This window comes from Halarcobacter sp. (assembly GCF_963675975.1).
Classification (GTDB): Bacteria; Campylobacterota; Campylobacteria; order Campylobacterales; family Arcobacteraceae; genus Halarcobacter.
Genome location: NZ_OY780939.1, coordinates 507130 through 529133, shown reverse-complemented (window position 1 = coordinate 529133; position 22004 = coordinate 507130). Strand labels below are relative to the sequence as shown.

The 22004-nt window shown below is 28.1% G+C and carries 19 protein-coding genes and 1 CRISPR repeat array; of the genes, 18 read left to right on the top strand and 1 reads right to left on the bottom strand.

Going from position 1 to position 22004, the window contains the following annotated elements:
- Positions 1-65 precede the first annotated feature (65 nt).
- From cas6 to ACKU3H_RS02430, 9 genes are all read left to right on the top strand, one after another.
- Positions 66-812: a CRISPR-associated endoribonuclease Cas6 gene (gene cas6, locus ACKU3H_RS02470; protein ID WP_320035399.1), complete on the top strand. Its 747-nt coding sequence runs from the start codon at positions 66-68 to the stop codon at positions 810-812.
- A 94-nt stretch (positions 813-906) separates the two neighbouring features.
- Positions 907-2913, top strand: coding sequence for a hypothetical protein (locus ACKU3H_RS02465; RefSeq protein ID WP_320035398.1), 2007 nt, complete (start codon positions 907-909; stop codon positions 2911-2913).
- On the top strand, positions 2906-3847 hold the full coding sequence (locus ACKU3H_RS02460) for a type I CRISPR-associated protein Cas7 (RefSeq protein ID WP_320035397.1): 942 nt from the start codon (positions 2906-2908) through the stop codon (positions 3845-3847). Before ACKU3H_RS02465 ends, ACKU3H_RS02460 begins: the two co-directional genes overlap by 8 nt.
- Positions 3848-3858: 11 nt before the next feature.
- Complete coding sequence (gene cas5b / locus ACKU3H_RS02455) at positions 3859-4602, top strand: type I-B CRISPR-associated protein Cas5b (RefSeq protein ID WP_320035396.1); 744 nt, start codon at positions 3859-3861, stop codon at positions 4600-4602.
- The gene (cas3, locus tag ACKU3H_RS02450; protein ID WP_320035395.1) at positions 4590-7172 is read left to right on the top strand and encodes a CRISPR-associated helicase Cas3'; all 2583 of its coding nucleotides are present in this window, start codon (positions 4590-4592) and stop codon (positions 7170-7172) included. The genes cas5b and cas3 overlap by 13 nt, the downstream gene beginning before the upstream one ends.
- An 89-nt stretch (positions 7173-7261) precedes the next feature.
- Positions 7262-7756: a CRISPR-associated protein Cas4 gene (gene cas4 / locus ACKU3H_RS02445; RefSeq protein WP_320035394.1), complete on the top strand. Its 495-nt coding sequence runs from the start codon at positions 7262-7264 to the stop codon at positions 7754-7756.
- 8 nt (positions 7757-7764) lie between these two features.
- Positions 7765-8769, top strand: coding sequence for a type I-B CRISPR-associated endonuclease Cas1b (gene cas1b / locus ACKU3H_RS02440; RefSeq protein WP_320035393.1), 1005 nt, complete (start codon positions 7765-7767; stop codon positions 8767-8769).
- A gap of 1 nt (position 8770) precedes the next feature.
- Positions 8771-9088, top strand: a complete 318-nt coding sequence (cas2, locus tag ACKU3H_RS02435; RefSeq protein WP_320035392.1) for a CRISPR-associated endonuclease Cas2 — start codon at positions 8771-8773, stop codon at positions 9086-9088.
- 165 nt (positions 9089-9253) lie between these two features.
- Positions 9254-13653: direct repeats of the CRISPR family, unit length 30 nt; unit sequence CTTGAACCAAAACATATGATGTATTGAAAT.
- Between the two features lie 179 nt (positions 13654-13832).
- Positions 13833-14522 carry an HNH endonuclease gene (locus ACKU3H_RS02430; RefSeq protein WP_320035391.1) on the top strand — a complete coding sequence of 230 codons (690 nt, stop codon included), beginning with the start codon at positions 13833-13835 and terminating at the stop codon, positions 14520-14522.
- 1 nt (position 14523) lies between these two features.
- Here the strand turns inward: ACKU3H_RS02430 and ACKU3H_RS02425 are convergent, their stop codons facing one another.
- The gene (locus ACKU3H_RS02425) at positions 14524-14751 is read right to left on the bottom strand and encodes a hypothetical protein (RefSeq protein ID WP_320035390.1); all 228 of its coding nucleotides are present in this window, start codon (positions 14749-14751) and stop codon (positions 14524-14526) included.
- 131 nt (positions 14752-14882) lie between these two features.
- On the opposite strand from ACKU3H_RS02425, the gene ACKU3H_RS02420 reads away from it, so the two are divergent.
- The 9 genes from ACKU3H_RS02420 to ACKU3H_RS02380 all read left to right on the top strand — a co-directional run bounded on the left by ACKU3H_RS02420 (position 14883) and on the right by ACKU3H_RS02380 (position 22003).
- Positions 14883-15392 carry an NAD(P)H-dependent oxidoreductase gene (locus tag ACKU3H_RS02420; RefSeq protein ID WP_320035389.1) on the top strand — a complete coding sequence of 170 codons (510 nt, stop codon included), beginning with the start codon at positions 14883-14885 and terminating at the stop codon, positions 15390-15392.
- A gap of 95 nt (positions 15393-15487) precedes the next feature.
- A complete protein-coding gene (locus ACKU3H_RS02415) occupies positions 15488-16411 on the top strand; it encodes an AEC family transporter (protein WP_320035388.1) in 924 nt (307 codons plus the stop codon).
- 65 nt (positions 16412-16476) lie between these two features.
- Positions 16477-16830: a hypothetical protein gene (locus tag ACKU3H_RS02410; protein ID WP_320035387.1), complete on the top strand. Its 354-nt coding sequence runs from the start codon at positions 16477-16479 to the stop codon at positions 16828-16830.
- Positions 16827-18563: an ATP-binding protein gene (locus ACKU3H_RS02405; RefSeq protein WP_320035386.1), complete on the top strand. Its 1737-nt coding sequence runs from the start codon at positions 16827-16829 to the stop codon at positions 18561-18563. Before ACKU3H_RS02410 ends, ACKU3H_RS02405 begins: the two co-directional genes overlap by 4 nt.
- A 161-nt stretch (positions 18564-18724) precedes the next feature.
- The gene (locus ACKU3H_RS02400; protein WP_320035385.1) at positions 18725-19114 is read left to right on the top strand and encodes an NAD(P)H-quinone oxidoreductase subunit 3; all 390 of its coding nucleotides are present in this window, start codon (positions 18725-18727) and stop codon (positions 19112-19114) included.
- Entirely contained in the window at positions 19096-19605 is a 510-nt protein-coding gene (locus tag ACKU3H_RS02395) for an NADH-quinone oxidoreductase subunit B family protein (protein ID WP_320035384.1), read from the top strand. Before ACKU3H_RS02400 ends, ACKU3H_RS02395 begins: the two co-directional genes overlap by 19 nt.
- Entirely contained in the window at positions 19605-20414 is an 810-nt protein-coding gene (locus ACKU3H_RS02390) for an NADH-quinone oxidoreductase subunit C (RefSeq protein ID WP_320035383.1), read from the top strand. Before ACKU3H_RS02395 ends, ACKU3H_RS02390 begins: the two co-directional genes overlap by 1 nt.
- A gap of 3 nt (positions 20415-20417) precedes the next feature.
- The gene (gene nuoD, locus ACKU3H_RS02385; RefSeq protein ID WP_320035382.1) at positions 20418-21647 is read left to right on the top strand and encodes an NADH dehydrogenase (quinone) subunit D; all 1230 of its coding nucleotides are present in this window, start codon (positions 20418-20420) and stop codon (positions 21645-21647) included.
- Positions 21648-21658: 11 nt separating this feature from the next.
- Positions 21659-22003 carry an NADH-ubiquinone oxidoreductase subunit E family protein gene (locus ACKU3H_RS02380; RefSeq protein ID WP_320035381.1) on the top strand — a complete coding sequence of 115 codons (345 nt, stop codon included), beginning with the start codon at positions 21659-21661 and terminating at the stop codon, positions 22001-22003.
- Position 22004 lies beyond the last annotated feature (1 nt).

Sequence of the window (22004 nt, the reverse complement as noted above, 5' to 3'; positions counted from 1 at the left end):
TATAATTTATTTTTAGATATTATTTGATATTTAAATTTAATGAAATAGGCTTAAAAGGATTATTATTGAAATATTTTGAACTTAAATGCAAGGCATATATAAAACAAAACATAGAACTAAATGATAGCTTTGATATCTTATCTAGCTATATAAATTTTAGCTTTTTAGAAGATGAAAAGTTAAAAAAATCACATGGAGAAAAAGGCTTCAAAAACTACTGCTTTGGGAACTTTTACCCAATAGAAAAAGACAAAGTATATAAAGTGGGAAATACTTATGAGTTTATAATACGCTCACTAGATGAAGAGTTTATATATAAACTACAAAGAATTTTGAGAGAAAATATAAACAACAGTTATCTTCAAGTATTACAAGCAACAAAAAAAGTAGTAAAGCAGTTTTTTATCAGTGAACTATACACAGTAACACCAACAATAACAACAGTAAAAGACGAAAATGGTAAATCAATATTTTGGACTGTAGATAAAGATGGAGATATATTAAAACTTCAAAAGCAACTTCAAGATAACCTTCTAAAAAAATATGAAAACTTTTATAATGAAAAACTAGAACCAACACAAAACTTCATCCAACTACTAGAAATCAAAAATCAAAAACCTCAATCAATATTTTTTAATAAAAAAATAAATGATGAAAAGTATATAAAAGTAAGACTCTTTGGAAATAAATTTAAAATAGTACCTAATGAAGATGAAGTGAGTCAGAAGTTGGCGTTTGTTGCTTTGGGTTGTGGACTTGGGGAGAAACAATCGTATGGTGGAGGGTTTGTACTTGGGAAAGGGATAAAATGATTACCCCTAGGATCATCACTGTGCGAAGACAGGAGAGGAATTACCTAGGATCTGCACTGTTATTATACAGAAATTTTGAAAGGAGGTTGCTGAAATGATAAAAGAGATTGTGGAGTTTATGGATGCAAATGAAGGAATTGAAGAATATTTTATTGCAGATGAGCCATCTAAAACTTATGAACATTTTTATGTCAAAATTTTAGAAAAAGAAAATTCTTTTATTATAGATAGTGATAAAAGTACATTTTGGATTTATGAAAAACTAGATTATAAAGAAAAAGAGTTCATAAAATATATGACTTATTATCAAAAAGCTCTATTTAACAAAGCTTTAGACCGTATACATGGGTTGAAAGGTTCTAGTCCATATATTTTGACGATTAATATAGAATATGACGGCGTTAATTTTAAATCAGATATTAATGATTCAAAAAAACCGAAAAATAGAGAAGAATACTTTTTTAATAGAATTGAAAAGCATTTTAATGACGCTAAAACTTATAGAATTCAAAATGAGATACTAGATAAATTGAAAGAATGTTTGATGAATAGCTTAGAAGATGCTATTTATCAAAATCAATCTTTTTTACAATATATGGAACAAAAAAAAGCCAAGAAAGATAATGTATCAATCTCTTTGAGAATTTATATTGATTTTGAAAATTATGATACAAAACGAGTTAGAGAGTTTAATGCTGTTTATTTAAAAGATTCTGTATTTTTAAGTTCGGATAAAAAATATATTCAAAATGGGGTATGCTCAATCTGCGGAGTTCATGAAGATGTTTCTTTACCGTCTTTTTTAAATACTTTTGGTACGAAAACATTTGAAATGAAACCTACTATGCCTGTTGATTTGACAAACTTTGTATGTAAAAGTTGTTCTGTAAAACTTTATAAATTTAAAGTTATGACAGATAATAATCAGCTGACAAAACCATTTCCTTTATTCATTGATAATAAATCTCTTTTTGGACAACAAGTAGCAGTTTTACAAGATAACGAGAAAAAAAGAAGTTATAGAGAAATCATTAAGGCAGTTTGGGATGTAAACCCAAAAGATTTAAAAAACTTCTATCTTTTGAACTATTTTTCATCTTTTAATAAAGGTAATAAGACATATGATTTAAAAATAAGAGATATTGATTATATTGAAAATTTTGAATATATGGCACCATTTATAATTTTTAATTTTACAGATTTAAAAAATGGTTTCAAATTAGCAAATTTTTATGAGAAAGAATTATCTGTATTTCAATTTGAAAAAATTGTAAATGAATTGATTTTTGATAATAAGCTTCAATATAACTATTTTTCAGACTATAAGGATATTGATATTACTTATTCTAAAATAGATTCAAAGAACTCAAATAATTTACTTAAAAACTATCTTATTAAATACCGTCAAAATTTTTATGATTTTATCTATAAATCTTATCAAACAAGTTTAGAAGATATTGAGTTTAGAGAGATGCTATTGGATATTATAAAAGATAATATCAAACATGATGACAATAATAAAAACGGTTATTCAATTTATGAAAATGAGATAAAAGAAAAACTCAATTTGCTTTTTAGTATCAAGCATTATTTTAAAGATGGAGGTGAAAAAGTGGAACAAGGTGAATTTGTAGAACTAAAAACAAAATTGCATAATAGTTTAGGATATTGGCAAGATGAAAAAGACGAAAAAGACAACCAAATTTTAAAAGAGAATGGGAAACCAAAAAGAGAGTTTGTTGGTGGAGTTGACCATATAGAATATGATGATAAATTATTCGCATTTCTTTGCGGTCAGATGGCAAGGTTTTTAATTGATCAAAGTGAAAAAAAAGAAGAAAACAAAAATCATAGTGATTTTAATGCTTTTACTGATTGGCAAACAAGTAAACTTCTAAAAGAGTATATCTATGAAGTACATCGTAAATATGCCCATAAGTTAAAGTTTAAGAAACGATATGACAATGCAATGAGCATAATACAAACATATCAAGATACGCTTGATATGGATAGTGTCATGGAATATATGATTGCTGGATATTTTGCCGACAATCAAATCAAATACCAAAATAATCAAATGCAGGAGAAAGAAGATGAGTAGTACAGAATTTAAAAATAGAGTTTATGGGTGTGTAGTTGTTAAGGCAATCAACGCAAATTATAATGCTGATTTTAACGGTCTTCCAAGACGTTTGAAAAGTGATGGAAGTTTTTATGCGACGGATAAATCGTTTAAGTGGTTGGTCAGAAATTATATTAAAAAGAATCAAGAGAATGAAAAAATATTGTTTACAAAACAGTTGAATGAAAACTTTGAGGCAATTGATTTGGATAAAGCATTTGATAAATTAGAGCAAAAAGAAAATGTTTTATTTACTCTTTTGGAGTGTATAGATGTTCGATTGTTTGGTGCTACATTTACAGCAAAAGGTAAAAATTTATCATTACATGGAGTTGTACAAGTAAATCATGCAACCGATCTATTTGGGAAAGGAAAAGTTTATACAGATGAAATTTTAGCACCTTTTACAGCTATAGGAAGTATGAGTAAAGCTACAGAGGTTCACTACATACATAACTTTTCAATAAATCCCAAAAATTTATCTAATTGGAAAAGTGTTATCAAAAAAAAAGAAGCTAAAAAAGAAAAAACTTTACTTGATAATAATCAAGAAGATTCATTAAACTTATTATCTTCAAATGATATCATTGTTTTAAAAAATGCTTTTAATAATGCAGCAACATTTTATGATTCGCATTCAAAGAGTGGAGTTGAAAATGAACTATCAATATACGTGACTCTTAATGAAAATTCAATTTTAACACTTCCTAGTTTTACTCAATTCATTAAGTTTAAAAAAGGTGAAAATGGAGAAAAAAATAGTTTTGATTTAAGTGAATTAATAAGCTATTTAAACAAATACAATAATGAAATAGCATCTATTGAAATTTATGTAATAGAAGAGCTTATAGACTTAATTTATGATAGCCAAAATCTAAATATACAGATATTCGATTTATCTCAAACAGTTTAAAGTATTTAATTATGAAAAAACTAATTAGTTTTACCATTAAATCTGATTTTGGGATGTTTAAAAAGCCTGATATAAATGATAAGATTTTTATCACGTATAATATCATTCCCAAAACATATATTTTAGGTATGTTGGGTGCAATTATGGGATATGAAGGGTATGCACAAAACAAAGATCAGACTAAAATGCCTGAGTTTTATGAAAAGCTTAAAAATCTAAGAATTGCTGTTGTTCCAAGTGATAAAAATGGTGGGATTTATAAAAAAGAGTTTATTCTCTTTAACAATACAACCAATGGAGAAACAAAAAACATTACAGAGCAAACTTTAGTCAATCCAGCCTATGATATATATATTGAAATTGATGAAAATCATGAACTGATAAAAAGGTTAAAATCCAATCAATCAGAATATCTTCCCTATATGGGTAAAAATGAGTTTTCATTGTGGTGGGATAATTTTCATGAACATCAAAAATTTGAAAAAATTGAGCAAAAAGAGCAGTTTAGAGTCTTGACAATTATTCCAAAAAATGAGAACTTTGTGCTTAAAAATAGTGGTTATCAAGAGCGTACTACAAATTATTTTTATCTTTTTGAAAGATTGCCAATTGATTGGAATTCAAATCCAAGGCAATATAAGTACCAAGAGTTTGTATATACAAATGCAGTATTTAAATCAATTGAATATTTAAAATCTATTGAACATTTAGGTATTCTTTATGAATCTGACAATGGGGTAATATGTCTTTTCTAAAATTTAGTGAGTTAGATATTAAGTTAAATATAGAAGAGAAGTACAAAGCCCATTTATCAAAAAATTCTCACAAGAAAGAGACTTTAAAAAAACATATTGATTTAGTATATGACTATTTCATTGAGCTGACAAAACAAAATGATTTAGAAATTTATTTAGATGTTCTTTTTGAAAAAAGTGCTATTTTGTTAAATGATATAGAGCAAACAAAAGAGTTCTCTGATTTTATAAAATATCTTTTTTCAAAAGCTATCTATTGGCATGATATGGGAAAAATTAATCCAAATTTTCAAAAAGATATTATGCTAAATAATTTAAATATCAAATCTACATTATCAGATAGTCATCATTCTCCACTTGGTGCGTATCTCTTTATAAATCATTCTTTAGATGAAATGGATTCAAAGAACTGGAAAGGAGATGAGGCAGAAATTATTGAAACAATAATTTATATATTTGGATTTTTAGTCTCAAAACATCATGGAAAAGTTTATCAATATGAAGATCTGATTTTTCAAAAAGAGTTTTTAGAATTTTTAAATCATTTTGATTTACACGTTGAACATACAAAAAAAAATCAAGACAAAAATAGAAATTTTTCTTCTATTTTTGATTATATTGAAACAAATGAGGAAATACTGTTTCTTCTCTCCAAATCCCTTTTTTCTCTTCTTATTATTTCTGATTACTACGCTACTGCTCAATTTATGAACTTTGGGAATAATGCAGAGTTAAAATATACTGATTTTGGCTTGATAGATGAGAAGTTTAGAGAGCGTATTTATATGCAATTTTATGCAAATCAATTTGATAAAGAATTGGTTAATAAAACAAACAAAGATTTTCAAAAATTTAGTGATTTAGAAAATAAATCAAACGACAATTTAAATCACTTACGAAACAAGCTTTTTATAGAAGTAAGAGAAAACTTAAAAACTACTCTAAAAGAAAATCCTAATCAAAATTTATTTTATATTGAAGCTCCAACAGGTGCTGGAAAAACAAATTTATCACTTATGAGCGTGGTTGAAATACTACAAAAAGACCCTTCAATCAATAAAGTATTTTATGTATTTCCATTTACAACACTAATAACTCAAACATATGAATCTATAAAAAAGACACTAACTCTTAACAATTCACAAATAGTGCAACTCCACTCAAAAGCAAAATATAATCAAAAAAAAGAAGAGAGTGAAGATGGAGTGTATGGAGATGATAAAAAGAATTTTTTAGATAATCAGTTTATGAACTACCCTATAACACTTTTGAGTCATGTTAAATTTTTTGATATTTTGACGGGCATTAGCAAAGATGACAATTATATTTTTCATAGACTTGCAAACTCTGTAGTGATTATTGATGAGATACAGACATATAGCCCAAATTTATGGTCTCAAATTGTTTATTTGTTGGATATATTTGCAAAAAACTTTAATATGAAATTTATTGTTATGAGTGCAACATTACCAAAGATAGGAGATATTATTGATAGTGACTTTGCTTTTTTGGTATCCAATAAACAGCAATACTTTCAAAATCCAAATTTTGCACAAAGGGTTACAATAGATACAAATGTTATACAGATACAAAAACCTGAAGAGATTTATCAAAAATTAGAGGAAGAAAGTGTTTCGTATCAAAATTTAGGAACTACCAAATCAAAAAAAGTCAAAACTATCATAGAGTTTATAACCAAAAAAGGGGCTGATGAGTTTTATAAATATACTAAAAAGCATAATAAAATCTTTGATGAGATATTTATACTAAGCGGAACCATTTTAGAACCTCGTAGAAAAGAGATAATAGAATTTATAAAAAATACTCATGATAAAAATATTTTGCTTGTTACTACCCAAGTGGTTGAAGCTGGTGTGGATATAGATATGGATATAGGTTTTAAAGAAAAATCTCTTTTAGATAGTGATGAGCAATTAGCTGGGCGTATCAATCGAAACAGTTCCAAACAAGGCAACAAACTTTTCTTATTTAAGATTGGTCAAGGTAATGAAAACTTTGTATATAGAGATGATAAGCGAAAAAATGTTTCTGCAACGTATGAAGAGGACAGTAAAGTCAAGAATGTATTAGATACAAAAGATTTTGACAAGTTTTATAATCATGTTTTAAAAAATATTATTGAAAAAAATAAAAAAGAATTTATAAAAGGGCTGAGTGATTATAAGGCGGATATGAAAAATCTCCGTTTTGATAATGCTCATATTAAAATTATTGATATGCAATCTATTTCTGTATTTGTACCTATTAATAATGAAGCAATTAGTGTTTGGAATCAGTATGAAGAAGCAATACAAAATAAAGAACGAGATCTAATTGATAAAAAAATATCACTTAAAGAACTTGCCTCAAAAATTTCTCAATATACTTTTTCATTAGCTGATTATCACAATAGTGGTATCGAGTATTTAAAACCATATGGAGAAGAAAAGTGTGGATATTTATATCTTGAACAATGGAATGATATAAGTGATAACAAACAACTTTATTCCTATGAGGATGGTTTGGAAACAAGTGTCTTAAAAGGTGAATTCGTCTCTATGATAATTTAAACGGTGACAAATTGTCACCAGTCATAAATAAAATCAACTGACTACAAAGTGTAGCCAGTTGAAAATATACAAGAAAGATTAAGAAACAAATGAAAATAAACGGCACACTTATAAACTACTATTTCCATTGTCAAAGGCAGTGTTATCTTCACGCCAACCGTATAAACTTAGAAGACAATAGTGAAGATGTACGTATTGGTAAAATCTTACATGAGATAAATGAGGAAAAATCAAAAAAGGGTGAAGTTAGTATTGACAATATCAAGATTGATAAACTCACTCGTGATTATTTAGTTGAGATAAAAAAGAGTGATAGTGACCTAGAAGCTGTAAAATGGCAAGTTTTACTCTATCTATACAAACTAAAACAAAAAGGTGTGGAGAGAAAAGGGAAGATTGAGTTTATTGAAAAAAATAGACAAGACAAAAAAGTACATTATATAGAACTTGATGAGGTAAATGAAAAAGAGCTTTTGGATATATTAGAAAAGATTGAAACTCTTATCAATCAAGATACTCCACCACAAGCTAAGTTTGAAAACAAGTGTAAAAAGTGTGCTTATTATGAGTATTGTTTTATATAGGATTTAAAATGGCAAAAAATCATACTAGATATATATTTTCGATGGGTGAGTTAAAAAGAAAAGACAACTCCATAGCTTTTAGAAATGAAAAAGGAAATTTCTATATTCCCATACAAGACACTAGAGAGTTGTATTGTATGAATGAAGTTAGTTTTAATACTAAGTTTTTAGATTTTATCTCACGTGCTGGTATCACTCTTCATCTTTTTAATTATCATGGAAACTATAGCGGAAGTTTTTACCCTAAAGAACAACTTGTAAGTGGGGATTTGACTATTAAACAATCTTTGTCTTATATAGAAAAAAGATTGGTCATAGCAAAAGCGATAGTTTCAGCAATTGCAGCAAATATTTATGAGGTGTTGTATCACTATTTTAGGCATGGGAAAAAAGAGTTAAAACAAACACTTGATTGGTTGAAAAATGATGTGGAAAAGTTTTTAAATAAAGATTTGACTATAGAACAGATACTTTTTATAGAAGGACAGATTTGGAGTAGATTTTACGATAGTTTCAAATATTTTTTACCAGAAGATTTTGTGATGAATAAAAGAGTAAAAAGACCACCAGACAATCCTATAAATGCGCTTGTAAGTTTTGGGAATACTTTGCTTTATACAAAAACGATTTCAAGTATTTATGAAACACATCTAAATCAAACTATTAGTTTCTTACACTCTCCAAGAGAAGGTAGGTTTAGTCTAAGTCTTGATATTAGTGAAGCATTTAAACCTATTATTGTGTTTAAGACTATTTTTGATTTGGTTGGAAAAAAAAGGATTCAAGTTACAAAACATTTTGACAAAAGTTTAAACTATGCCCTTCTTAATGAAGAGGGTAAAAAGATATTTATAGATGCCTTTGAAACAAGAATAAATGAAACTTTTATGCATAAAAAACTAAAAAGAAAAACAAGTTTTAAAAACTGCATCAAACTAGATGGGTATAAACTTATAAAATATATAGTAGAAGATAAAGAATTTAAACCTTTTTTACTAAAAGAGAAGGTGTAAAATGGCAAAGAAAAAACAAACCTTTAATTACAACTATATATTTTTGTTTTATGATATAGCAGACGAGTTTAGTGATGCAGGTAAATATAGGGTTGCAAAAGTCTTTAAAATCTGCAAACAATATCTTAAACATCATCAAAAATCAATATTCAGAGGAAATATAACTCCATCAGATCAACTAATGCTAGAAAATAAACTAAAAAATGTAATAGATAAAAATTTGGATTTTATCTCTATAATAAAGGTTCAAAACTCAGGAAGTTTTGCAGAACTTACTATAGGAAATGATAAAAAAGAAGTAGAATCTATATTTATATAATTTTCCAACCAATTTAAATACAATATCATCTAAAAATAGCTATAATATCGTACTTTTTAAAAGTTCTTTTACAACTTATTGTTTAAAAAATAATTGGTTGGAAAAAACTACTTTGCATATCCTATTTATAAGAAATGGCATTTTAAGAATGCTTATTTTGCGTTACTTGAACCAAAACATATGATGTATTGAAATTGCTTATTTAGTGGTTCATCTGTATAAAAACATTTGCTTGAACCAAAACATATGATGTATTGAAATAATGACAATTAGAGGTGAAGCAGAGGAAGCTTTAGCTTGAACCAAAACATATGATGTATTGAAATAAAATATAAGAGAGAGTTAAAAGTCTTAAAGCTTCCTTGAACCAAAACATATGATGTATTGAAATGAACGATTTACAGAATTAACTTTCAATGAGTATAGCTTGAACCAAAACATATGATGTATTGAAATCGGATTGTATCCATAGACTGCGCCCTCTGTGCTTCTTGAACCAAAACATATGATGTATTGAAATGGTAATTGTGGTCTATACTTATTGGCAGTACCATCTTGAACCAAAACATATGATGTATTGAAATTAATCTACACCTTCTATCGCACCTTGCCAAACGCCTTGAACCAAAACATATGATGTATTGAAATTTATTAGATTTTCCAAGTCATCATCTTTTATCACTCCTTGAACCAAAACATATGATGTATTGAAATACAGATTCCGCCGTAGGAAGAATTGAAAACAAAACTTGAACCAAAACATATGATGTATTGAAATAAATGAAGAAGCAGCTACAGCACAAAAAGATTTCTTGAACCAAAACATATGATGTATTGAAATTAGGGGAACGAATGAAAACAAAACAAATTATTACAACTTGAACCAAAACATATGATGTATTGAAATACAATATCCCATTTTTTATTAGGAGCAAAGCCAATCTTGAACCAAAACATATGATGTATTGAAATATGGATGGTGTTACAACTAGAGAGTTTATCATTTCCTTGAACCAAAACATATGATGTATTGAAATTGGAAAAATAATAAAGAAATGCCAGTACACAGAATACTTGAACCAAAACATATGATGTATTGAAATACTATAGCAAAAGTGTATAAAAGAGTAATGAAAAGCTTGAACCAAAACATATGATGTATTGAAATGGAAGTATAAGTACAGCAAGTTATGATGGTTTTTTCTTGAACCAAAACATATGATGTATTGAAATAACAAGAGCTTTAAACAAGCTCTTTATTGAAATTACCTTGAACCAAAACATATGATGTATTGAAATATAATAAGTGGATATGAAAGTGAACTTTATAATGACCTTGAACCAAAACATATGATGTATTGAAATAACAAAGATTTTACTAGATCTAAATATGATTTTCTTGAACCAAAACATATGATGTATTGAAATGTAGGTTATAAAGGTTATATTCAATTAGGATATACTTGAACCAAAACATATGATGTATTGAAATAAATGTGCAGAAAATCCTTATAGTGCTACAACAAGCTTGAACCAAAACATATGATGTATTGAAATTAACTAGTTATTGCGCCGTTAGAATCTCTTCTAGATCTTGAACCAAAACATATGATGTATTGAAATTATTAATATAAGACTTTAAAGAAATCGAATCTAAATCTTGAACCAAAACATATGATGTATTGAAATTCAGACCATCTTAATGTATCTACTCTTGTACCTTTCTTGAACCAAAACATATGATGTATTGAAATAATAATAAATTAATAAAATCAAGAAATCTTTTAAATCTTGAACCAAAACATATGATGTATTGAAATTAGTTTATACTTAGAGTTTCAAATATTGGTGTTGCCTTGAACCAAAACATATGATGTATTGAAATACTTTTACGCTGTCTCTAGCATCTCCGGTAACTTCCTTGAACCAAAACATATGATGTATTGAAATTGGCTAATTTTTTAGTTAATAAAGGACTGACTAGCTTGAACCAAAACATATGATGTATTGAAATCAATATAATGAAATTGCAAAAAATCTTGAGAATATGCTTGAACCAAAACATATGATGTATTGAAATATGTGACCGCGCGCGGGTAAAGATAAAATTTTTTTCTTGAACCAAAACATATGATGTATTGAAATAATAAAAGATATAAAGGTAGAGTTCTAAAAGGTAATTCTTGAACCAAAACATATGATGTATTGAAATTTTTAAAAACTTTCTAAGAACAACTAATGCAAAAACTTGAACCAAAACATATGATGTATTGAAATGATATTAAATCTTCATTTGCAACAACAATATCTTCTTGAACCAAAACATATGATGTATTGAAATAGATACCCAAATATTAAAAACTGATTATGATGCTGCCTTGAACCAAAACATATGATGTATTGAAATACGCTAACAGAATTAATGGAAATACCTTTGTCATCCTTGAACCAAAACATATGATGTATTGAAATTCTAATAAAACTATTGTATTTAGTAGCACTTATATACTTGAACCAAAACATATGATGTATTGAAATTTAAACACAAAATACCCTTTTAATTTTTGTCTTACTTGAACCAAAACATATGATGTATTGAAATACAACATTAGTAACTTGTTGATTTAAGTCTTTTAACTTGAACCAAAACATATGATGTATTGAAATCTGCTAACAATGTAAAAGCTATAAAGAGTTACATCTTGAACCAAAACATATGATGTATTGAAATTGTTCAGATCATGACATTACTGTAACAGACTGGAACTTGAACCAAAACATATGATGTATTGAAATTGGCTTGGGCATATTAAAAGTGCTGATAGTTTTAATCCTTGAACCAAAACATATGATGTATTGAAATGATTATCTTCTCGGAAGAGAAGACCTTAAACTTGCAACTTGAACCAAAACATATGATGTATTGAAATTTGTTTCTTCTCCTTGCATTTTTCTTTACAAATTTACTTGAACCAAAACATATGATGTATTGAAATTTTGTAATCTTTTATGTTTAGCTGCTTGACCTTGTGCTTGAACCAAAACATATGATGTATTGAAATTTATTAAGTCTTGCACCAACTGCGATTGCCTGTTTTCTTGAACCAAAACATATGATGTATTGAAATCCTGATTTTTTGATTGCAAGAGTAATTGTAACGGTCTTGAACCAAAACATATGATGTATTGAAATTTCAATACATTAGAGACTAAAAAACTAATGGAACACTTGAACCAAAACATATGATGTATTGAAATGTTAATGATTGAACAATGTTTCCTCCTGCAAAAGCTTGAACCAAAACATATGATGTATTGAAATCATTTACAAAACTACTTATATTTAAATTGCCTTCTCTTGAACCAAAACATATGATGTATTGAAATGGAACTGACATACCTCTATATAAAACTGTATTTGATCTTGAACCAAAACATATGATGTATTGAAATTTTAAAGCCTTTTGCATTTCTGTTGCAGTAGATGACTTGAACCAAAACATATGATGTATTGAAATTGTTTTGAAAGCAAAGAGTTATGTTTAGAAGATGACTTGAACCAAAACATATGATGTATTGAAATTTAAAAAAGAAAAAGCAATAATAAAAAATTTTAACTTGAACCAAAACATATGATGTATTGAAATTTAGGGGATATCCCCTAATAAACAGAGTACAGAATCTTGAACCAAAACATATGATGTATTGAAATCACATAAATTCATACTCAGGCACATAACCAAATTCTTGAACCAAAACATATGATGTATTGAAATCCAATAGATAATAAATTACTCATACCACTAAAACCTTGAACCAAAACATATGATGTATTGAAATAAATCTGCTGTGTATTCATTTGCAAGAGAGTAAATACTTGAACCAAAACATATGATGTATTGAAATTACAAAATTGCTGTCAATCCCGATTGACACTGGAAAGCTTGAACCAAAACATATGATGTATTGAAATGAGGATGAATTTGAAAGAATTGAACAGCAATTTAACTTGAACCAAAACATATGATGTATTGAAATCTATCTGTTGATAAATCAACAAAATCAGATATATTTACTTGAACCAAAACATATGATGTATTGAAATTCACTTACATATCTGTAATTGTTAAAAAATCTATTTCTTGAACCAAAACATATGATGTATTGAAATTAAGTCAGGTGTGCCACATTTACACGCAATGTTATCTTGAACCAAAACATATGATGTATTGAAATGTTAAAGAAACTTCTAATTTTTTTGCAAGCATTAATCTTGAACCAAAACATATGATGTATTGAAATTGTGGACAACAACATTTTTTAGAGATATCTAATCCCCAACTTGAACCAAAACATATGATGTATTGAAATAATTGATGACCAATCTTACAAAGAACAAAGAGATAACTTGAACCAAAACATATGATGTATTGAAATATATTTATTGCTCTAAAACTAAAGTTTATACTTTCTTGAACCAAAACATATGATGTATTGAAATAAAGGGGAAATAGAAGGTATTGTTTTAGGATATCCTTGAACCAAAACATATGATGTATTGAAACAATACCATTTAAATCTTTCATTAGGGTGTATTAAAAGTTAAAAATAAGGTTAAAAGGTCAACTGGTTTAGTCTAGGCAATAAAGAAAAAATTAATTTTTATAAGATATTATATTCATTAAAATAAATTGTGATTTTTTAATTTAAATAATTTAATAATATTTATATATGGAGTCAATTAATGAAAACCTATGAAAAATATTTAGAAGCTTTAAAAACTTTTGAGGATTATGTGACTGTTTCAGAGTGGGCAGAAAAGGTTGCTTTGTTATATCCTAGTCTTTTAGAAAAAGCCAATAAAGAAGCTGATGGACAAAAAAATGATACAACTGGTTTAAGAGAGATTGCTGCAAGGATTGGGTCTAGGGTTTCTACTGGTGGATTTGAGGGTTTTATTAAAATCAATGAGATGGAAAGACCAAGAAAGGTTAAGTATATTTCAAAAGAGGAATTAGATGAAAATACTACCCAAGAGATTGAAGAGGATTTAGAACCTTTAAACAGAAAAGAGATTGAAAAAACAGCAGAAGATAAAATGGTACTAAAAGAGCTTTATCGATTGGATGAGTTTAGAAATATTCAAAAAGCATTTAAAACTTTTTTTAATCTAGATTTTGAACTTGATCATGCAAAAGCTTTATTAAATGAAAACGATGCGGGAGAACATCATCCTGATAACTTTCAATTAATACTGAAATATCATAATGGAAAAAAATCAAATAAAAACTGGGAAAGATTTAGTTTAGATGAGCAACTAAACTATATAAGAAAATGTTTTGAATTACACTCTTTAGTTGCAAATAGAATAGGTGTATCTGTAGATGAAAATATTCTAAACTCTTTAATGGAAAGGTTGAAAGAGGTTTATTAATTTAAACTATCTCATCAACCTCAAACTCATAATAGTCTGCTAATGATGCAGACATAAAGTCTTTATACTCTTTTGAAATGATTTCATAATTTCTTTTTGTAAGCTCTTCATTTAAACTTATCTCTTTATAGTTTAAAGTATAAAGCTCCTCAAATTTCGGTACTACATCTTTTACTGTTAATGTTGTAAAAAAATCATCTGGATTAAAAGCTTTAGGGGCTTTTTTCATTTAATCTCCTTTTAAAAAAATATATACAAGAATTATTCCTTGTAATTAGTAGTTATGGAATAAATTTAATATTCACATAAACTAAAAGTTATAAAATGCGGATTTTAATGAATTAAATATGAAGGATTGTTATGTCAAAAATAGGAATTTTAGTTGCAAGTTCAAACAATAATTTGAAACTTGGACAAAAGCTAGCACTACTTGCAAAAGAGCAAGGTGTAGAGACTGAACTTATTGATTTAGTAAGTCTTAACTTGCCACTTTATAATACAATTGAAGAGGAAAAAAATGGTATTCCAAAAGTAGCACAAGAGTTAGCCTCAAAAATATTATCTCTAAAAGCATTTATTGTTGTTGCACCTGAATATAACGGAGTTATGCCAGCAGTATTAAATAATGCGATGTCATGGACTTCAAGAGCAACAAAAGATTGGAGAGATGCTTTTAATGAAAAAATTGTTGGATTAGCAACTCACAGTGGTGGTGGAGGAACAAAAGTTCTTCAAGCTATGAGAATTCAGTTTCAACATTTAGGGGCTAATATTTTAGCAAGAGAGATTTTAACAAGTTATGATAAACCATTAAATGAAGAGAGTGCAAAAAATATGATTTCTCAACTTAATAAGCTTTCAGAGGTTTAAAACCCTTTGTAAGTTTAGTAAGTATTCAAAGAAGATTTTTACTTTCAAAAGAAATGAGATATAATATCACTAATAATTTATAAACAGAAGGTTCTATGGAACATATACTTACAGCATTAATCCCAATATTTTTATTGATTTTAACTGGATTTTCATTTAAGAAAATCAATTTCCCATCAGCAGAATTTTGGAAAAATGCAGACAAATTAACATACTTTGTTCTAATGCCCGCATTATTGATTTTCAAATTATCAACTGCAAACTTAGATAATCTAAATGCTATTGATTTTGTAATAACTGGAATATTAGGGATAGTGTTTGTTCTTGTAATAAGTATAATTATAAAGTTTAAGATGAATACTTCTGGAGCTTCTTTTACCTCAGTAGTTCAAGGGGCAATAAGATTTAATACTTATGTTTTTTTAGGTCTTATAGCAGCTATTTTAGGAGATGAAGGGATTGCTCTTTCAGCTTTACTAATAACTTTTGCAATACCTATTATAAATGTTATTTGTATCACAGTATTTGCAATATATGTAAATGATACAAAAGCAACATTTATGGGGATGATTAAATCAATTGTGAAAAATCCTTTGATTGTTGCTTGTGTTATTGGTGGGAGTATAAATTATTTTGACTTTTATATGCCAATTATTGCGGTTAAATTTTTAGAAATTTTAAGTGCATCTGCTCTTCCTTTAGGTCTTTTATCTATTGGATTTGCATTAGATTTAAATTCTATAAAAGAAGCAAAGCTTGAATTAGTTGTTTCATCAGTTTTAAAACTAGTTGTAATGCCTATTGCTATGTTTTTTATAGGAAAACTTTTTGCACTTGATTCGTTTTTATTAACTATATTAATAATATTTGCTGCAATGCCAACTGCTTCTTCCTCATTTATTTTGGCAAGACAGTTAGGTGGAGATACTAAATTAATGGCATCTATCATAACTTTTGAAACTCTATTTTCTTTATTTACTGTATCTTTTATTTTAGGTTTTCTTCAATATCTAAATTAAGATATTAATTGATTGCCTTTAACATAATTGTAGTAAGATATTAATAGTTTTATAGGGAGTAATAAATGATTTTTTTAGTTTTAGTAGGAATTGTAGCTGCAATTGTAATTGTTTTAAATATGATGGATAGTTCAAATTTAGAAAAAATAGAGAACAATTTCAAAGATAAAAATTGTAAGAACATAATCTATTCAAAAGGTAGTTACAAAGGTATTTGTGGTGATGAACTAGTTGAAATACCTAATAGTTTTGAAGTAAATATAAAAGAAGATAAAAAGAGTATAAAACTAAAAGATATAAAAAAATTAGATGATAAAACTTTAACAATTATTATCAATGATGACTATGAAATTGAATTTAAAGACAAAGAAAACAAAGAAAATTTTTATAAAAATTTAAAGGATCAGTTAGATAAATGAAAGAGATTATAGATTACATAAAAGCCAATAATGTTGAAAAAACAAACTTTTTCAAACATCTAAAGTGTTCAAAAGAGGAAGCGAAAATTCTACAATATATTACAAAAGAGTACATCACAGGTAGAGATACTCTTATAGTAATTGATATCTTAGCAGAGTTTTATGATGTAAAAAGCTATGAACATTTAAATCATATCCATGAGATAAAAGCATTGTTAGGTTTAGGATGGCTAGTACAAAATAGTTTTGAACATCTAAAATTAAGTGATATGTCTCAATTAGAGCTTTTAAACTCAGCTGTAACTTTATCTCCTGCTTATTTAAAGTTTTTGGAAAAAGGTTCATTGGAGTTTGTTCTTCCTGAAATAAAAAGTTATGCCGACCATTTGGAGTATTTACAAGATCAGTTTTTCAAAATAGATTTAGCTCAACAATTAAATTTAGTAAAAAGAAACTTTGATGAAAACTCGCCAAATATAAATAGACTAAGAACAAAACTAACACTTTTGGAAAATAGAATAAAAGACAGAGTAAAAGAAACAAATAGTGAAATTTTGCTTGAAGATTTTTTTAAATCGAATAATCTAAATGAACAAGAACAGATGTTGTTTTTAGCCCTATTAAAAGAGGAATATTCAGGTGGAGATGGGACAATTAGAGATATGAACTCTTTAATTGAATTAATCTCAAGTGATGATTATGAGAAGATTAAATTTAGAAGTTTATTAGAAGAGGGTTCAAATTTAGTTTCAAATGGTTTGGTTGATTATGATGAGGTCTTAACACCTTTTGGTGGGATAAATAGAAACTTTTATATCCCAGATGATATTCTTTATAAAATATCACACCCTACAAAAAAGAAAACATCTAACAGAAAAGTAAAACTAGATAGTCTAATTAAAGACCAAGATATGTTTGAATTGGTTACTACAAGTAAATCTTTAGATGATGTTGTATTAAATGAAAAAACAAGAGAGGTTTTAAACTCTTTATTAAAGCAAATGGATAAAGATGTATTTAATAGACTTAAAGAGTGGGGATTAAAAGATAGAAAAAGAGGAATTGAAGCTAGAATTATTTTTTATGGTTTTGCAGGAACAGGTAAAACATTAACAGCTTTAGCCTTTGCAAAGTCCTTAAAAAAGCAGATTTTGAGCTTTGATTGTTCAAAGATTTTATCAATGTATGTTGGTGAAAGTGAAAAAAATGTTAGGGCAATTTTTGATAAATATTATGATTTGAGAGATAAAAGTAAGTCTGAACCAATACTACTTTTAAATGAAGCAGATCAGTTTTTAAGTGCAAGAACAACTACTAGCGCAAGTGGTAGCGAAAAGATGCATAATCAGATGCAAAATATATTTTTAGAACAGATTGAAAGGTTCGACGGAATACTTATTGCAACGACAAACCTTTTAGAATCACTTGATAAAGCCTTTTCTAGAAGATTCAATTATAAAATTGAGTTTAAAAAACCAACTTTGAAACAAAGAGTTCAATTATGGGAAAAGCTACTACCTGAGAATCTTCCGTTGGAAGAGGGGTTTGATATTCAAAAACTTGCTACACATGAGTTAACTGGTGGTCAAATTGAGATGGTAATCAAAAATACTGCGTTTAAAATTGCAGTTGAAGATGAACCTCTTTTTACCGTTAAATCGTTTGAAGAACAAATAGAAAAAGAAAAACAAGGTAATTTTGATTCTGAAGCTAAAGTAGGATTTTTTAGCTAATATTTTACAAAAATTAATATTTACTTAATAATTTTTTTTATTTGATACTTTTAGTTATAAATGAAAAAAATAGTAAGTACATAACCTTCTCTTATAAGATGAGCTTTATATGAGATTGGATATTATCTTACATTAATGAGAAAATTTAAGAAGGATTAAAGATGACACATATGGAGTTTTCACATCCGTATTTTGGTGCATTCTTCATGTTTTTATTAACATTCGGTGCCTTTATCGCAACTGTTTTTTTAGCTAGATTAATAAGCCGAAAATTAGCTAGACTTGATACAGAAAAATTAAAGTCTACACTTTATGAATGTGGACCAGAAGTTACAAAACAGCCAAGTAGTATCTCTGTACAATTTTATTTGATGGCTCTTTTGTTTATACTTTTTGATATTGAAATTATATTTATGTTTCCATGGGCAATAGATTTTAAAGTTTTAGGATGGTTTGGATTTGTTGAAATGGTACTTTTCATTCTTTTACTTACTATTGGATTTATATATGCTTGGAAAAAAGGAGCGCTTGAATGGCACAGCATAAAGTAAACTATTTACAAGATGGTGGAGCTCCTATTGCTCTTACTACAGTTGACAAACTTGTAAACTGGGGTAGGTCAAACTCTATTTGGCCTATGACATATGGATTAGCATGTTGTGCTATTGAGATGATGGCAACAGGAGCATCAAGATACGACTTTGATAGATTTGGTACTATTTTTAGAGCAAGTCCAAGACAATCAGATTGTATTATTGTTGCTGGAACACTTACAAAAAAACATGCAGAGTTTATGAGAAGATTATATGATCAAATGCCAGATCCTAAATGGGTTATTTCAATGGGTTCATGTGCAAATACAGGTGGGATGTTTAATACTTACGCAACAGTTCAAGGTGTAGATAGAGTTATCCCTGTGGATATCTATCTTCCAGGATGTGCTCCAAGACCTGAAACTCTACAATATGCTCTTATGATGCTACAAAAGAAAATAAGAAGAGAAACTATTTTTAGAAGTATAAAGAAAAAGAGGTTAGTGTAATGAGAAAATATACACCTAAAAATGATGTACAAAATAAATCATACTTTAGTGACAGATTTTATGTAGCTCCTCAAACTCCAAAAAAAGACCCTTCTTCAGATGAAATATATGCTAAAGATGTGAACTCTTTAAAAAATAAATTTGAAATTTCAGAGTCATATATTGAGATTGATGAGTTAGTAATTTATATCAAAAATGAAGATAATGTAAAAGTATTAACATTTTTGAAAGAAGAGTTAGAATACGAGATGCTAATGGAATTATCAGCTATTGATTATATAGCCGATAAAGGTGGCTTTGAAATCTTTTATGAGATGCTTTCTTTAACAAAAAGAAAAAGAATGAGAGTTAAAACTTTTATTAGACAAAAACAACCTATTGAATCTGTTTATTCTGTATTTAAAATGGCAAACTGGGCAGAAAGAGAGATGTACGACATGTATGGGGTAAAAGTAGTAAACCATCCAAACATGAAAAGAATCCTTATGCCTGATGATTGGTATGACCATCCATTAAGAAAAACTTATCCTTTACATGGTGATGAAACTGCACAGTGGTATGAAGTTGATAAAATTTTTGGAAAAGAAGCTAGAGACGAAATTGGTCCAGAAATAAGAGATGGGGCAAATGTTGATAGATATGATACTGAGAGATTCTCAAGATTAGGACATGAAGTTCCATATGGTACTGATATCACAGATGGTAAAGAACCAGAACACACACCACTTGGTTACCAAGAAGAGGGTGGAGTTAGAATTATTAAAAAACTTCATGAAGATGATAGTGTTACATTAGAAGAGAGAAGGTAGATTATGAAACAAACACCAAATAGATTAAAACCTTTCTTTGAAAATATAAATTTTGAGAGAGAAGATAACACAATGATGATCAACTTTGGTCCTCAACATCCATCTTCTCACGGACAAATGAGACTTATGCTAGAACTTCAAGGGGAAGAGATAGTAAAAGCAAGACCAGGTGTGGGGTATCTTCATAGGGGTATGGAGAAAATGGGTGAGAATATGATTTATAATGAATTCTTACCAACTACAGACAGAATGGATTATATTGCATCAACTTCAAACAATTATGGTTATGCTTTAGCTGTTGAAAAACTATTAGGAATAGAAGTTCCTAGACGAGCAGAAGTTATTAGAACTATGCTTTTAGAACTAAATAGAATAACTTCTCATTTATTTTGGCTTGCAACTCATGCACTTGATGTTGGGGCAATGTCAGTTTTCCTTTATACATTTAGAGAAAGAGAATTTGCAATGGACCTTATTGAGGATTATTGTGGAGCAAGACTAACTCACAGTGCAGTTAGAATTGGAGGAGTTCCTTTAGATTTACCAGAAGACTGGTGTGATAATTTAGAAAAATTCCTAAAAATCTTAGATGTTGAAGTTGATAAGTATGAAGGGCTTTTAACAAAAAACAGAATCTGGAAGATGAGACTTGAAAATGTAGGTGTTATTCCTCCTGAGTTAGCAAAATCTTGGGCTTGTTCAGGTATTACACTTAGAGGTTCAGGTATTAAATGGGACTTAAGAAAAGAGATGCCATATGGACTATATCCTGAATTAGAATTCGATGTTCCTTTCTCAGATAAATGTGATAGTTATGGAAGATATCTTTGTTATATGCAAGAGATGAGAGAATCTGCAAAAATCTTAAGACAACTTATCCCTATGTATAAAGAGAGTGAATGTGAACTAATGGCACATGCACCAGAATATATCTCTGCTTCTAAAGAAGATATTATGACTCAAAACTACTCTTTAATGCAACACTTTGTTCTTGTAACACAAGGTATGAGACCACCAAAAGGTGAAGTTTATGTTGCAACAGAGTCACCAAAAGGTGAACTGGGATATATGATTGTAAGTGATGGAACTCCATATGCTTATAAAATGAAACTAAGAGCACCATCTTTTTGGCATACAGGTATTTTTGAAGATTTAATGCCAGGTCACCAGTTAGCTGACGTTGTAACTATTATTGGTAGTTTAAACGTAGTATTTGGTGAGATTGATAGATAAGAGGAGAAGTTATGAAAAGATTTGATTTAAGACCTTTAAAAGATAACTTCTACGACAGAATGTTAGAACTTATGGATAAAGAGGTTAGTTCTGGTGAAAATGCGATTTTTCTTTTTGAAATTGGAGATTTTAGTGGAGTACAAAAAAGTGCTGATGTAGTTTTTGAAGCTGGATATACACTTATGAATTCTATTAAATTCAATGAAGTTGATTGGACTATAGTTGTAAAAAAAGAGACTGATGTAGAGCTTATTGAAAAAAAGAAAAAAGAAGCAGAAGAGAAAGCAGCTGAAGAAGCAAAAAAAGCGCAACAAGCTGAAGATGATGATGACGATGACGACGATGATGAAGAGTAGA

What these genes read in the sequence shown, in the direction of transcription:
- ACKU3H_RS02465 (WP_320035398.1), top strand. Translation starts at nt 907, where the DNA reads ATGATAAAAGAGATTGTGGAGTTTATGGATGCAAATGAAGGAATTGAA.
- ACKU3H_RS02460 (WP_320035397.1), top strand. Translation starts at nt 2,906, where the DNA reads ATGAGTAGTACAGAATTTAAAAATAGAGTTTATGGGTGTGTAGTTGTT.
- cas5b (WP_320035396.1), top strand. Translation starts at nt 3,859, where the DNA reads ATGAAAAAACTAATTAGTTTTACCATTAAATCTGATTTTGGGATGTTT.
- cas3 (WP_320035395.1), top strand. Translation starts at nt 4,590, where the DNA reads ATGTCTTTTCTAAAATTTAGTGAGTTAGATATTAAGTTAAATATAGAA.
- cas4 (WP_320035394.1), top strand. Translation starts at nt 7,262, where the DNA reads ATGAAAATAAACGGCACACTTATAAACTACTATTTCCATTGTCAAAGG.
- cas1b (WP_320035393.1), top strand. Translation starts at nt 7,765, where the DNA reads ATGGCAAAAAATCATACTAGATATATATTTTCGATGGGTGAGTTAAAA.
- cas2 (WP_320035392.1), top strand. Translation starts at nt 8,771, where the DNA reads ATGGCAAAGAAAAAACAAACCTTTAATTACAACTATATATTTTTGTTT.
- ACKU3H_RS02430 (WP_320035391.1), top strand. Translation starts at nt 13,833, where the DNA reads ATGAAAACCTATGAAAAATATTTAGAAGCTTTAAAAACTTTTGAGGAT.
- ACKU3H_RS02425 (WP_320035390.1), bottom strand. Translation starts at nt 14,751, where the DNA reads ATGAAAAAAGCCCCTAAAGCTTTTAATCCAGATGATTTTTTTACAACA.
- ACKU3H_RS02420 (WP_320035389.1), top strand. Translation starts at nt 14,883, where the DNA reads ATGTCAAAAATAGGAATTTTAGTTGCAAGTTCAAACAATAATTTGAAA.
- ACKU3H_RS02415 (WP_320035388.1), top strand. Translation starts at nt 15,488, where the DNA reads ATGGAACATATACTTACAGCATTAATCCCAATATTTTTATTGATTTTA.
- ACKU3H_RS02410 (WP_320035387.1), top strand. Translation starts at nt 16,477, where the DNA reads ATGATTTTTTTAGTTTTAGTAGGAATTGTAGCTGCAATTGTAATTGTT.
- ACKU3H_RS02405 (WP_320035386.1), top strand. Translation starts at nt 16,827, where the DNA reads ATGAAAGAGATTATAGATTACATAAAAGCCAATAATGTTGAAAAAACA.
- ACKU3H_RS02400 (WP_320035385.1), top strand. Translation starts at nt 18,725, where the DNA reads ATGACACATATGGAGTTTTCACATCCGTATTTTGGTGCATTCTTCATG.
- ACKU3H_RS02395 (WP_320035384.1), top strand. Translation starts at nt 19,096, where the DNA reads ATGGCACAGCATAAAGTAAACTATTTACAAGATGGTGGAGCTCCTATT.
- ACKU3H_RS02390 (WP_320035383.1), top strand. Translation starts at nt 19,605, where the DNA reads ATGAGAAAATATACACCTAAAAATGATGTACAAAATAAATCATACTTT.
- nuoD (WP_320035382.1), top strand. Translation starts at nt 20,418, where the DNA reads ATGAAACAAACACCAAATAGATTAAAACCTTTCTTTGAAAATATAAAT.
- ACKU3H_RS02380 (WP_320035381.1), top strand. Translation starts at nt 21,659, where the DNA reads ATGAAAAGATTTGATTTAAGACCTTTAAAAGATAACTTCTACGACAGA.